The following is a 13,702-nucleotide window of genomic DNA, read 5'->3' as shown; positions in this document are numbered from 1 at the left end:
TATTGATGCCATCAGAATTTTTAGGACAGGAAGAGTATTTTGACTACTGAAACTCATACTCTGAAAATTGAAGAGATTATTGAATTATTGCCGCACCGCTATCCGTTTCTGCTGGTTGATCGTGTGCTGGAGTTTGAAGAGCATAAATTTCTGCGCGCAGTGAAAAACGTATCGGTAAATGAACCGTTTTTCCAGGGGCACTTCCCCGGCAAACCGATTTTTCCAGGCGTGTTGATCTTAGAAGCGATGGCGCAGGCAACCGGTATTCTGGCGTTTAAAAGCGTTGGCAAACTGGAGCCGGGAGAGCTGTACTACTTTGCCGGAATTGATGAGGCTCGCTTTAAGCGCCCGGTGGTGCCTGGCGACCAGATGATCATGGAAGTAACCTTTGAGAAAACACGCCGTGGCCTGACCCGCTTTAAAGGTGTGGCAACCGTTGACGGTAAAATTGTCTGCGAAGCAACAATGATGTGTGCCCGCAGCCGGGAGACATAATCTGTGATTGATGAATCTGCTGTTATTCACGCAAGTTCCGTGATTGAAGAGGGTGCCATCATTGGCGCCCACGTTCAGATTGGTCCTTTTTGTTTCATTGGCGCAAACGTTGAGATTGGTGAAGGCACTGTGCTGAAATCTCACGTGGTCATCAATGGGCATACGCGGATTGGTAAAGAAAATACCATTTACCAGTTTGCCACCATTGGCGAAGCGAACCAGGACTTGAAATATGCCGGTGAACCGACGCGGGTTGAAGTTGGCGATCGCAACAGCATTCGTGAGAGCGTTACCATTCACCGTGGTACGGCACAGGCGGACGGGATCACCAGAGTCGGCAGTGATAACCTGCTGATGGTGAATGCTCACGTTGCCCACGACTGTGTGATTGGCGATCACTGCATTCTTGCCAACAACGCGACGCTGGCCGGACACGTAACCGTGGATGATTTCGCCATCATTGGTGGCATGACAGCCATTCATCAGTTCTGCACCATTGGTGCGCACGTCATGGTGGGCGGTTGTTCCGGCGTCGCTCAGGATGTGCCGCCTTATGTTATTGCTCAGGGCAACCATGCCACGCCGTTCGGCATTAATCTGATTGGGCTACAGCGTCGGGGCTTCAGCAAACCTGCTCTCCAGGCGATTCGTAATGTTTACAAGATACTTTATCGTAGCGGTAAAACGCTGGATGAAGCGAAGCCAGAAATTGCTGAAATTGCGCGTGAATACCCGGAAGTACAGCCTTTCTACGATTTCTTTGCCCGTTCGACACGTGGCCTGATTCGCTAATATGTCTTTACCGTCAGTCAATACCGTTCAGGCTTCTGCTCCCCGCAGCTGCGGGGAGCTGTCCCGACCTCTGACAATTGCGCTGGTCGCCGGAGAAACATCCGGTGATATTCTCGGCGCCGGACTGATTCGTGCGCTGAAAGAAAAGCATCCTGATACCCGCTTCGTTGGCGTTGCCGGACCGCTGATGCAGGCTGAAGGTTGTGAAGCCTGGTATGAAATGGAAGAGCTGGCGGTGATGGGCATCGTTGAAGTGTTTGGTCGTCTGCCTCGCCTGTTAAAAATTCGCCGCGACCTGACAAAACGTTTTGCACAGCTGCAACCCGATGTCTTTGTCGGTATTGATGCGCCGGATTTTAATATTACTCTGGAAGGTCGTCTCAAACAGCGTGGTATTCGCACCATTCACTATGTCAGCCCATCGGTGTGGGCATGGCGTCAAAAGCGCGTGTTCAAAATTGGTCGGGCCACCGATCTGGTGCTGGCGTTTCTGCCGTTTGAAAAGGCGTTTTACGATCGCTACAACGTTCCCTGCCGCTTTATCGGCCACACGATGGCAGATGCCATGCCCATTACCCCTGACAAGCGTGCAGCTCGTCAGGAACTGGGGATTGCTGATTCGGCACTCTGTCTGGCTCTGCTGCCTGGCAGTCGCGGTGCTGAAGTGGAAATGCTCAGCGCAGACTTTCTTCATGCGGCTGCTCTGCTGCGCCAAAAATGGCCTGATCTCGAGATTCTGGTGCCGTTGGTGAATTCACGTCGTCGTCAGCAGTTTGAACAGATTAAACAACAGGTGGCACCCGATTTGCCGGTGCACCTGCTTGATGGCAACGCGCGCGCCGCGATGATTGCCAGCGATGCTGCGCTGCTGGCCTCTGGCACGGCAGCACTGGAATGTATGCTGGCAAAATGTCCGATGGTGGTTGGTTATCGTATGAAACCTTTTACCTTCTGGCTGGCAAAGCGTCTGGTAAAAACCGATTATGTATCACTGCCGAATCTGCTGGCAGGCGGTGAGCTGGTGAAAGAGCTGTTGCAGGAACAGTGCCAGCCTGAGCAACTGGCTTCGGCACTTGAGCCTTTGCTGACCAGAAATGAGGCCAGAGAAAACCTGTTAACAACCTTTGCTGAGTTGCATCACCAGATCCGCTGGAATGCGGACGAGCAGGCGGCTTCAGCAGTACTGGAACTTTGTCAGTGAGTCACTTTATTTACCCGGTCGCCGCCTGTATTGCCGGGGTGGACGAAGTTGGCCGTGGGCCTCTGGTGGGTGCGGTGGTAACCGCAGCGGTTATTCTCGATCCGCTGAAGCCCATTTTTGGGCTGGCTGATTCCAAAAAGCTGTCCGAGAAACGCCGCAATGCGCTGTTTGATGAGATCAAAGAAAAGGCATTATGCTGGAGTCTCGGGCGGGCAGAGCCGGAAGAAATTGATCAGCTTAATATCCTGCATGCCACTATGCTGGCGATGCAGCGTGCGGTGGCTAATCTTGCGCTCAGGCCCGATCTGGTGCTGATTGATGGCAACCGCTGTCCGGCGCTGCCCATGCCGTCGCAGGCGGTGGTGAAAGGCGACAGCCTGGTGGCGGAAATCAGCGCGGCTTCCATTCTCGCCAAGGTGACCCGCGATCGCGAGATGGCCGAGCTGGATCGGCTGTTTCCACAATATGGCTTTGCCCAACATAAAGGCTACCCGACGGCGTTACATCTGGAAAGGCTGGCGCAGCACGGCGTGACGCCACAACATCGTCGTAGTTTTGCGCCTGTCCGCAATGCGTTACTGGATGCCGACGTTGCGGCAGCAATCCGAACGGCACGGTAGTTTTCACTTCACGGTTTTGAGCGGAATCAGAGATGGCTGAACCTCGTTTTATTCATTTGCGTGTCCACAGCGACTATTCCATGATTGATGGACTGGCCAAGACTGCGCCGCTGGTGAAAAAGGCTGCCTCGCTGGGTATGCCCGCTCTGGCGATAACTGATTTCACCAACCTCTGTGGCCTGGTCAAGTTTTATGGCACCGCGCATGGACAGGGTATCAAGCCGATAATTGGTGCAGACTTTAACGTTGCCAGTGCTGCAATGGGCGACGAACTGTCACAGCTTACGTTACTGGCTGCTGATGATAAGGGTTATCAGAATCTGACATTACTGATTTCCCGTGCATACCAGCGGGGCTACGGGGCCGCTGGCCCGGTTATCGATCGCGACTGGCTGATCGAGATGAATGAAGGATTGATTGCCCTTTCTGGCGGTCGCCGTGGTGATGTTGGCAGGATGTATCTGCGGGGAAACTCCGCACTGGTCAACGAATGTTTGTCATTTTATCAGCACTATTTTCCCAACCGCTACTATCTGGAGTTGACCCGCACAGGGCGCCCTGATGAAGAAACCTGGGTTCATGCGGCGGTTGATCTGGCTATTGCCGCAGGCATCCCCGTTGTTGCGACCAATGACGTCTGTTTTCTTGAAGAGGGCGACTTTGATGCTCACGAAATTCGGGTTGCCATTCATGATGGCTTCACGCTGGACGATCCAAAACGTCCGCGTCTTTATAGTTCTCAGCAATATCTCCGCAGCAGTGATGAAATGTGCGAGCTGTTTTCTGACATTCCTGAAGCGCTGCAAAACAGCGTAGAAATTGCTAAGCGCTGTAACGTAACTATTCGTCTTGGTGAGTATTTCCTGCCGCAGTTCCCGACCGGCGAGATGACCACTGAAGACTTCCTGGTGATGAAATCACGCGAAGGACTGGAAGAGCGTCTGGAATTTCTTTTTCCCAATGCTGAAGTGCGAGCGGAGAAGCGTGGGGAATATGACGCGCGTCTGGAGGTTGAACTAAACGTTATCAACCAGATGGGCTTTCCGGGTTACTTCCTGATTGTGATGGAGTTTATCCAGTGGTCGAAGGATAACAACGTGCCGGTGGGCCCGGGACGTGGTTCCGGTGCGGGTTCGCTGGTGGCCTACGCGCTGAAGATCACCGATCTTGACCCACTGGAATTCGACCTGCTGTTCGAACGTTTTCTTAATCCTGAGCGTGTGTCGATGCCTGACTTTGACGTCGACTTCTGCATGGAAAAACGTGATCTGGTCATTGAGCACGTGGCCGAAATGTATGGCCGTAAAGCCGTATCACAGATTATTACGTTCGGTACGATGGCAGCCAAAGCGGTAATCCGCGACGTGGGCCGTGTCCTGGGTCATCCTTACGGCTTTGTTGATCGTATTTCTAAATTAGTGCCGCCCGATCCGGGCATGACGCTGGAAAAAGCCTTTGCGGCGGAACCTCAATTGCCCGAAATTTACGAGGCAGATGAAGAAGTCAAAGCCCTGATTGATATGGCGCGCAAGCTGGAAGGCGTGACACGCAACGCCGGTAAACATGCCGGTGGTGTGGTGATCGCGCCGACGCAAATCACCGATTTTGCGCCGCTTTACTGCGATGAGAACGGCAATCATCCGGTCACCCAGTTCGATAAAAACGATGTGGAATATGCGGGCCTGGTCAAATTTGACTTTCTGGGGCTACGCACGCTGACCATCATTGACTGGGCGCTGGCGATGATCAACGCCAGACGGGAAAAGCAGGGCGAGCCACCGCTTGATATTGCGGCTATCCCGCTTGATGACAAAAAAAGCTTCGATATGCTCCAGCGTTCAGAAACCACGGCGGTATTCCAGCTTGAATCGCGTGGCATGAAGGATCTGATCAAGCGTCTGAAGCCGGACTGCTTCGAAGATATGATAGCCCTGGTGGCGCTATTCCGTCCCGGCCCCTTACAGTCAGGGATGGTAGACAACTTTATCGATCGCAAGCATGGCCGTGAAGAGATCTCCTATCCCGACATTCAGTGGCAGCACGAGTCGTTGCAGCCTGTGCTGGAGCCGACCTACGGCATCATTCTCTATCAGGAACAGGTGATGCAGATTGCTCAGGTGCTGGCTGGCTACAGTCTGGGTGGTGCTGACATGCTACGTCGGGCGATGGGTAAAAAGAATCCGGTGGAGATGGCGAAGCAGCGTGGCGGATTTGAGGATGGAGCAAAAGAGCGCGGCGTGGATGGCGAGCTGGCAATTAAAATCTTCGACCTGGTGGAAAAATTTGCCGGCTACGGTTTTAACAAATCGCACTCTGCGGCCTATGCGCTGGTTTCCTATCAGACGCTGTGGCTGAAAGCGCATTATCCGGCTGAATTTATGGCTGCGGTCATGACCGCCGATATGGACAACACTGAGAAGGTGGTCGGTCTGGTCGACGAGTGCTGGCGTATGGGGCTGAAGGTGCTGCCACCGGATATCAATTCCGGTTTGTATCCGTTCCATGTCAACGATGAGGGCGAAATTGTCTACGGTATCGGCGCGATTAAAGGCGTCGGAGAAGGGCCGATTGAAGCAATTCTGGAAGCCCGTAATCAGGGCGGCTATTTTCGTGAGCTGTTCGATCTCTGCGCCCGTACGGATACTAAAAAACTGAACCGTCGCGTGCTGGAAAAGCTGATCATGTCCGGTGCCTTTGATCGCCTTGGACCGCATCGTGCGGCGCTGATGAGCGCGCTCAGTGATGCACTTAAAGCTGCTGACCAGCACGCAAAAGCAGAGGCGACAGGCCAGGCCGATATGTTTGGTGTGCTGGCAGAAGCGCCTGAACAGATTGAGCAATCCTATGCTGACGTTACCCGCTGGCCGGAGCAGGTGCAGCTGGATGGTGAACGAGAAACCTTAGGACTCTACCTGACAGGGCATCCGATTAATCAGTACCTTAAGGAGATCGAGCGCTACGTCGGGGGAATGCGTCTGAAAGACATGCATCCGACCCGGCGGGGTGAGGTGATCATGGCGGTTGGGCTGGTGGTCGCGGCACGCGTTATGGTCACTAAACGCGGCAACCGGATTGGTATTTGTACCCTGGACGACCGCTCTGGTCGTCTGGAAGTGATGCTGTTTACCGATGCGCTGGATAAGTACCAACATTTGCTGGAGAAAGACAGGATCCTGATCGTCAGTGGACAGGTCAGCTTTGATGACTTTAGCGGGGGGCTTAAAATGACCGCCCGCGAGGTGATGGATATTGACGAAGCCCGTGAAAAATATGCTCGCGGGCTTGCTATATCGCTGACGGACAGGCAAATTGATGACCAGCTTTTAAGCCGTCTCCGTCAGTCCCTTGAACCTCATCGTTCGGGGACGATTCCGGTACATCTCTACTATCAGAGAGAGGATGCACGGGCGAGGTTGCGCTTTGGTGCAGCATGGCGCGTGTCTCCAAGCGATCGCTTGTTAAACGAACTGCGATTGCTGATAGGAACGGAGCAGGTGGAACTTGAGTTTGACTAAACAGGAATATTATGAGTCTTAATTACCTGGATTTTGAGCAGCCAATCGCTGAGCTGGAGGCGAAAATTGATTCGCTGAAGTCGGTTGGCCGTCAGGATGAAAAACTGGATATCAATCTGGATGAAGAGGTGCAGCGCCTGCGTGAGAAAAGCGTAGAGTTGACCCGCAAAATCTTCTCCGATTTGGGGGTGTGGCAAATCGCACAGCTGGCACGCCACCCGCTACGTCCTTATACGCTGGACTACGTCCGCAACGTATTCACGGATTTTGACGAGCTGGCAGGCGATCGCGCCTACGCGGATGATAAAGCCATAGTAGGTGGCACGGCTCGTCTGGATGGTCGTCCGGTGATGATTATTGGTCACCAGAAAGGCCGTGAAACCAAGGAAAAAATACGTCGTAACTTTGGTATGCCAGCCCCGGAAGGGTATCGTAAAGCGTTGCGTCTGATGGAGATGGCTGAACGTTTCAATATGCCAATCATCACCTTTATTGATACGCCGGGGGCTTATCCGGGTGTGGGCGCTGAGGAGCGCGGACAAAGTGAAGCGATTGCCCGTAACCTGCGTGAAATGTCCGGACTGAAAGTCCCGGTCATTTGCACCGTTATCGGTGAGGGTGGCTCTGGCGGTGCGCTGGCAATCGGCGTGGGCGATAAAGTTAATATGATGCAGTACAGCACCTATTCGGTTATTTCACCGGAGGGTTGTGCTTCTATCCTGTGGAAAAGCGCCGATAAAGCACCGCTGGCTGCTGAAGCGATGGGGATCATTGCTCCACGTCTGAAAGAGCTGAAGCTGATTGATACCGTGATCCCGGAACCGCTGGGCGGCGCTCATCGTAACCCTCTGGTGGCTGGTGAATCATTAAAGGCACAGCTGCTGGCCGATCTGGCCGATCTGGATGGCCTGAGTAAAGATGAACTGTTGGATCGTCGCTATCAGCGCCTGATGAACTACGGTTACGCCTGATCAAATAAGGCGGGTGTTGACGGATAACGGCGGGTTACCCATCGGATATCCTGACAGCCCGCCTTGTTGTTATCTCTTCCCTCGTTTTCTTAATTTTCCCAACATCCTAACCAGACTGGCCGGAAGCGGTTTTCTGTCTGTCATCCTGCCGATTGCCGCTTTCTGAACGCAGATTATATTCAGCACCAGATTCAGCTTCCGAAGATATCCGTGAGTTTTGCCAGCTGCGCCTGTCCGCACGGAGTTTTCGCATTAAAAGCGTGCAGCAACTGTCACGACAGAGAGCAGATGGTGGTTCAGGGCATGACTTCGCATCCGGTGGATAAAAAGCTGACTAAGAAGATTGCCACATAATCCATTTTCTTTTTTACGATCTGCCTTCCTGAGTTTTGTATTTGCAAACCACTTCTGTCTGTTATTTACGATTTACATCGCATTCGGTTCGCCGGGTTGTTTTAAACCGACATCAGATATGATCTGATGGGTATTCGTTACTCACGGCAAAGCGATATGAGCGAAATTTGCTGACTAGCTGACAGGCCCACGGGCATTTAAATGGCAGGCTGCCGCATAGCAACCGGCCGCATGGTATTCACGGGCGCTCTTCTTTGCTGTGGCGAAGATGAGAAGACAGCACCAGGGAGGAAATGAAGTGACAACGGAACTGTGGATAGTGTTAATGAGTGCGTTGGGAGCCGTGGCGGGTAGCGTAATAAGCTGCGTGGCCTGGCGTTTGCCTCAGATATTGCAAAGAGAGGCGCTTGCAGAATCCTGCCTGCCTCCAGGGTTACCTTCTGAGTATAAGAACGGATCGATGCCAGTGAATCTGTTTTTTCCCGGCTCGTTATGCCCACGGTGTCAGCAGCGGCTGGCGTTTTATCACAATATCCCGTTGCTCAGCTGGCTGCTATTATGTGGACGCTGCCATTACTGCCAACAACCCATCAGCTGGCACTATCTCCTGACTGAGCTTGCAGCAACCATCACTGGCGGATGGATTGCCTTTAACTGGTCCCCAGGGGGGACGGCGTTGCTTTTCGCGTTATGCGGCTGGTGGTTGATTTTGCTGTCTGCTATTGATCTCCGCTGCCTGCTGCTACCAGACTGCCTGACATTGTCGCTTCTTTGGCTGGGACTGCTGGTCAATTTGCATCACACCATCATACCGCTCAATGATGCGGTAGCTGGCGCGGCAGCAGGATATTTGATTCTCTGGGCGGTTAACCGGGTATTCAGGCTGATTAGCGGTAAAGAAGGCTTAGGCCACGGTGACTTCAAATTGCTGGCTGCGCTGGGGGCATGGTGTGGCTGGCAACCTTTGCCTTGGTTATTGTTGCTCGCGGCACTGATGGGATGCACTGTTTATTTGTTGTTGTGGCTGGCAGGACGGCGTCGCTATGCTCAGCCGCTGCCCTTTGGCCCCTGCCTGGCATTATCAGGTTGGTGGATCCTGACTACGCCGGTGGCAATGTTGTGAGAAATGGTTGCAGTGCCTCCCGCAGCTCCGCATATTGCTCAGCGGGTGCCAGGCTGTTTTGTTGCAACTGCTGATAAAATGCTTCACTCAGAGGGAGGAGATCATCAGCAAGCTGCCAGCCACGCTGACAGGCTTCGGCCCTGGCCGCCTCTTCTGTCTCTTTGTCGGAAGGGATCGCCGTATCTCCACACTGATATTTAAGATATCTTGTGCCAGCAATAACGGCAGCAACCTGTCTGGAGTGTGTATCTGAGGCGGCTGAACTGACTCCTTGCGGTGCCTTGTTCTGGCAGCCAGTGATAAGTAACGGCAGCAATATTAATGCGGATATGGAAGCAACATTCATCCTGAATCCTTTTTGTTTTCATTCCATAAAGCCGCAAGGTTATCAAAATCCAGTCAGGCGGACAAATGTGTATAAGGTTTTCTACTGACTATTTGACAGGCTGGAATAGTGCGGGTGTCAAAGTAATGCTACAGGCAGATGAATATTATTAAATTTACTCTATTTTGGTATGTTGCTTTGACTGTCTCTGATGCAATATTTTTCCTTTTTTATTTTCTATAAGGGTATTAATGTCAGGTGTAAATGAGTGGATGGGCCGAGTTTGACATTATCTGTGGGTTAATGAGGTTGTAGTTTGAATTGTTTTATGAAACATTCATTTTCAACTTACATATATCATGTTGACCTTTATGTTATAGGGGTTCATATCAAATGAAAATAGCAGAAAACAACACTGGAAAGACGGGGTTGCAACGGAATATCGATGTTCGCCCGGATAGTTAAAGTGGTCCTTCCATATTTGTCATGCAACAAATGCACTCTGTTGAAAATAATTCTGAAAAATTAAAATTTCCGATTTATTTTTCTGATGGGCATAAAGTGGTGCGGGGATTTATCAAAAATAACCATGGGCAATCAGTCAGTTTATACAATTCACAACATCTGGAATTTAAGGAGGGCAATTCTCTAATCTTAAAAAAAATCAGGGGGTTGGTAATTATATCTTTCATGTGGAAGAGCGTAAAATCAGGGAAGGTAACATATCAATAAATACCCTTTCTGCATTAAAATCTAGTGAAAAATTAAGGGTTTTTTCTGGGTAAATATGGATTTTCATCTAATGTGATTACTCTGAAGTCATCAGGTGAAAATTCAGATAAAAATTAAATCAACATCAGCTTAGTGCTTTATTACATGTTTTAAATGCTGACGTAAGTGAAAGAAATACATCAATGCTGATGGAATTGGGTATTTTGATGAGAGAGTCTGTGATTGATGACGTGCAAAGTGCCGAAGAAGATGCAGAGTATGTGATAAAAAATAATGTGATTAATAATGCGATCGGCGGTAAGGAAAATGATAGGGGTAATAAATTTAAGAAAAAATCAGGAGTAGTATTTTCTAAAATAAAAAATGATGAATTCATTTTTGAGTGGATTGTTCATGGCTATCCTAAAGACAGGGGGTTTATAGACTGCATCGATTTTTTTTGTTCCATATATCAATTTAAAATATGCCGGTATGACGTTCTCAGACCTGTCAGGCTACAACTTCAAACATTGTGATTTAACCGGTTCTTCCCTCAAATTCGCTTCACTGTCTGAGGCTAATATAAAAAATACAATACTTAAAGATGTCGATATGGAAGGCGTTGATATCAGAGATATTGTTTCTGATAAAACCAAGGTTTTTAATTTTATGAGATACCCTGGAGCAGCGGGCGTTAGGGTATTGCCAGATTATCAAATAGCAAGTCAGGAGTATGATATGCCATTTGACTCCCTGTAGTAAGATAAAGACTGAATTTCAGGTCAGCGCTGGGAAAGATTAAATTCGTCAGCATTGTAATTGATACCCGTAGGTCTTTGTCACAAATCGCTGTAAGCCCGCCATCATGGCGGGCGGATAATGTCATCCTGACCAGTTTCGTGGGCAGACTATACTTATAAGACAGTCGTTTACGCAAAATCAGGAGATGTGCATTGAATATTATCGCGATAATGGGACCGCATAACGCATTTTATAAAGATGAACCCATCCGGGAGCTGGACCAGGCGTTACAACTTCAGGGATTTCAGACCATCTACCCGAAAGATGCTAATGACCTGCTGAAACTGATTGAACATAATCCACGTATCTGCGGCGTCATTTTTGACTGGGACGAGTACAGCCTCGATCTCTGTAGTGAAATCAATCAGCTCAATGAATATCTTCCGCTGTATGCTTTTATTAACACCCACTCGACGATGGATGTCAGCATTAATGAAATGCGTATGACTATCTGGTTCTTCGAATATGCGCTGGGTGCATCAGAAGAGATTGCTCAGCGTATCCGCCAGTATACCGATGAATACACGGATACCATTACCCCACCGCTGACCAAAGCGTTGTTTACCTACGTGAAAGAAGGCAAATATACCTTTTGCACCCCCGGACATATGGCCGGTACTGCTTTTCAGAAAAGCCCGGTCGGAACGCTGTTTTATGATTTTTTTGGCGCAAATACTCTTAAGGCAGATGTTTCCATCTCCGTGACTGAGCTTGGGTCGCTGCTGGACCACACCGGTCCTCATCTTGAGGCGGAGGAGTATGTGGCCCGAACCTTTGGCGCAGAGCAGAGCTACATGGTGACCAACGGCACCTCAACGTCTAACAAGATTGTCGGCATGTATGCCGCGCCTGCGGGAAGCACCGTGCTAATCGACCGCAACTGCCATAAATCACTGACTCATCTGTTGATGATGAGCGATATTATTCCTGTCTGGCTGAAGCCAACCCGCAACGCACTGGGGATCCTCGGCGGTATTCCTAAACAGGAGTTCACCAGAGAGAGCATCGCGCTGAAAGTTGCGCAGACCGAGCGGGCCAGTTGGCCAGTGCATGCGGTGATCACCAACTCTACCTATGACGGCCTGCTGTATAACACCCAGTACATCAAAGAGACGCTGGATGTTCCGTCAATTCACTTTGATTCTGCCTGGGTACCCTACACCAATTTTCACCCGATCTACTGCGGGCTTAGCGGAATGAGCGGTGAACGCACGCCAGGCAAAGTTATTTATGAAACACAGTCCACTCATAAGCTGTTGGCGGCGTTTTCCCAGGCCTCGTTGATCCACATTAAAGGTGACTACGACGAACAAACCTTTAATGAAGCCTACATGATGCACACTACCACCTCACCTAACTATTCCATTGTGGCATCGATTGAAACCGCCGCCGCAATGCTTCGCGGTAATCCCGGTAAGAGGTTGATCAATCGCTCGGTGGAGCGTGCTTTACATTTTCGTCGCGAAATCCAGCGTCTGCGTGAAGAGGCTGACGGTTGGTTCTTTGATATCTGGCAACCAGAGGGTATCGACCAACCTGAATGCTGGCCAATCCAGCCGGGAGAGGAGCACTGGCATGGTTTTATCAATGCGGATGCCGATCATATGTACCTTGATCCTATCAAGGTCACTATTCTGACGCCGGGAATGAGTGAACAGGGGGAAATGGCGCCAGAGGGTATTCCTGCTGCGCTGGTGGCGAAATATCTTGACGATCGCGGTGTCGTGGTGGAGAAGACCGGGCCATATAATCTGCTGTTTCTGTTCAGTATTGGTATCGACAAAACTAAAGCAATGAGCGTTTTGCGGGGCCTGATTGACTTTAAACGGGCTTATGATCTTAATCTGCGGGTGAGAAATATGTTGCCGGATCTCTACGCAGAGGACCCTGATTTTTACCGCGACATGCGCATTCAGACGCTGGCTCAGGGGATCCATTCGCTCATCCGTCAACACGATCTTCCCCGGCTGATGCTTCAGGCTTTTGCAACCCTGCCGGAAATGAAAATGACCCCGCACCAGATGTTTCAGCAGCAGGTGAAAGGGAATGTGGAAACGGTAGAAATAGCCGATCTGGTGGGCCGTGTTTCGGCCAATATGATCCTGCCTTATCCACCCGGTGTGCCGCTGGTCATGCCCGGAGAGATGATCACGGAGGAGAGTCGTGCCGTTCTCGATTTCCTGCTGATGTTGTGCACCATCGGCAGACATTACCCTGGTTTTGAGACGGATATACACGGTGCAAAACTCACCGACGAAGGTCAGTACAGGGTGCGGGTGTTAAAAGCGTAATCGCGGGTCGACAGCAACAGGGTTAACAGGATACAAAGCATCAGCGTGCACAAGATAAAGGAATTACTATGTTGAATATTAAGCAAATCCACCATATCGCCATCATCGCCAGTCAGTATCAGGTCAGTAAAGATTTTTACTGCGACCTGCTGGGCTTTACTTTGATTGGTGAAGTCTACCGGGAAGCGCGTGATTCGTGGAAGGGGGATTTGGCGCTGCACGGTCAGTACGTTATCGAACTGTTTTCGTTTCCGCAGCCGCCAGCACGTACCAACCGGCCAGAGGCCTGTGGCTTGCGCCATCTGGCCTTCAGTGTGGCAGACATTGATGCTGCCAGTCAGTATCTGACCGAAAAGGGGGTTATTTGCGAGCCCATTCGTGTGGACCCAATCAGCGGTAAACGCTACACCTTTTTCTGCGATCCGGATGGTTTGCCGCTGGAACTTTATCAGGCGTAAAATAGCCGCTCACTGGCCCGGTGTGATATCACCGGGTTATCAACT

Annotated in this window: 12 protein-coding genes and 1 pseudogene; 12 read left to right on the top strand and 1 reads right to left on the bottom strand. The window is 50.6% G+C overall.

All coding sequences use genetic code 11. The features are described 5' to 3' along the window. Nucleotides 1-39 precede the first annotated feature (39 nt). The 7 genes from fabZ (at nucleotide 40) to AC3RPL_RS16515 (ending at nucleotide 9,071) form a co-directional block, all read left to right on the top strand. A complete protein-coding gene (gene fabZ / locus AC3RPL_RS16545) occupies nucleotides 40-495 on the top strand; it encodes a 3-hydroxyacyl-ACP dehydratase FabZ (RefSeq protein WP_034937310.1) in 456 nt (151 codons plus the stop codon). A gap of 3 nt (nucleotides 496-498) precedes the next feature. After that, nucleotides 499-1,287 carry an acyl-ACP--UDP-N-acetylglucosamine O-acyltransferase gene (lpxA, locus tag AC3RPL_RS16540; protein ID WP_490740855.1) on the top strand — a complete coding sequence of 263 codons (789 nt, stop codon included), beginning with the start codon at nucleotides 499-501 and terminating at the stop codon, nucleotides 1,285-1,287. 1 nt (nucleotide 1,288) lies between these two features. After that, complete coding sequence (gene lpxB / locus AC3RPL_RS16535) at nucleotides 1,289-2,488, top strand: lipid-A-disaccharide synthase (RefSeq protein ID WP_490740854.1); 1,200 nt, start codon at nucleotides 1,289-1,291, stop codon at nucleotides 2,486-2,488. Next, a complete protein-coding gene (gene rnhB / locus AC3RPL_RS16530) occupies nucleotides 2,485-3,108 on the top strand; it encodes a ribonuclease HII (RefSeq protein ID WP_490740853.1) in 624 nt (207 codons plus the stop codon). The genes lpxB and rnhB overlap by 4 nt, the downstream gene beginning before the upstream one ends. 32 nt (nucleotides 3,109-3,140) lie before the next feature. Then, nucleotides 3,141-6,623, top strand: a complete 3,483-nt coding sequence (dnaE, locus tag AC3RPL_RS16525) for a DNA polymerase III subunit alpha (protein ID WP_490740852.1) — start codon at nucleotides 3,141-3,143, stop codon at nucleotides 6,621-6,623. An 11-nt stretch (nucleotides 6,624-6,634) separates the two neighbouring features. Continuing rightward, nucleotides 6,635-7,594: an acetyl-CoA carboxylase carboxyl transferase subunit alpha gene (gene accA / locus AC3RPL_RS16520; protein WP_490740851.1), complete on the top strand. Its 960-nt coding sequence runs from the start codon at nucleotides 6,635-6,637 to the stop codon at nucleotides 7,592-7,594. Nucleotides 7,595-8,246: 652 nt separating this feature from the next. Continuing rightward, a complete protein-coding gene (locus tag AC3RPL_RS16515; protein WP_490740850.1) occupies nucleotides 8,247-9,071 on the top strand; it encodes a prepilin peptidase in 825 nt (274 codons plus the stop codon). Here AC3RPL_RS16515 and AC3RPL_RS16510 read toward each other — a convergent pair. Beyond that, nucleotides 9,049-9,417, bottom strand: coding sequence for a hypothetical protein (locus tag AC3RPL_RS16510; protein WP_490740849.1), 369 nt, complete (start codon nucleotides 9,415-9,417; stop codon nucleotides 9,049-9,051). The two genes, AC3RPL_RS16515 and AC3RPL_RS16510, sit on opposite strands and share 23 nt — an antisense overlap. Before the next feature lie 893 nt (nucleotides 9,418-10,310). On the opposite strand from AC3RPL_RS16510, the gene AC3RPL_RS16505 reads away from it, so the two are divergent. The 5 genes and pseudogenes from AC3RPL_RS16505 (at nucleotide 10,311) to AC3RPL_RS16485 (ending at nucleotide 13,657) form a co-directional block, all read left to right on the top strand. Next, a complete protein-coding gene (locus tag AC3RPL_RS16505; RefSeq protein ID WP_490740848.1) occupies nucleotides 10,311-10,643 on the top strand; it encodes a hypothetical protein in 333 nt (110 codons plus the stop codon). Further along, a pseudogene (locus AC3RPL_RS16500) lies at nucleotides 10,615-10,686 on the top strand (hypothetical protein); the annotation flags it as partial. The gene AC3RPL_RS16505 and the pseudogene AC3RPL_RS16500, both read left to right, overlap by 29 nt. Before the next feature lie 33 nt (nucleotides 10,687-10,719). Continuing rightward, entirely contained in the window at nucleotides 10,720-10,866 is a 147-nt protein-coding gene (locus AC3RPL_RS16495) for a hypothetical protein (protein WP_490742142.1), read from the top strand. 194 nt (nucleotides 10,867-11,060) lie between these two features. After that, nucleotides 11,061-13,199 (top strand): lysine decarboxylase LdcC, encoded by a 2,139-nt coding sequence (locus AC3RPL_RS16490; RefSeq protein ID WP_490740847.1) that lies wholly within the window; start codon nucleotides 11,061-11,063, stop codon nucleotides 13,197-13,199. 68 nt (nucleotides 13,200-13,267) lie between these two features. Further along, a complete protein-coding gene (locus AC3RPL_RS16485) occupies nucleotides 13,268-13,657 on the top strand; it encodes a VOC family protein (RefSeq protein ID WP_261643904.1) in 390 nt (129 codons plus the stop codon). The last annotated feature ends 45 nt before the right edge of the window (nucleotides 13,658-13,702 follow it).

The organism is Erwinia papayae, from assembly GCF_058241465.1.
Note: the sequence above shows the minus strand (reverse complement) of the source record. Positions and strands in the feature narration are given on the sequence as shown.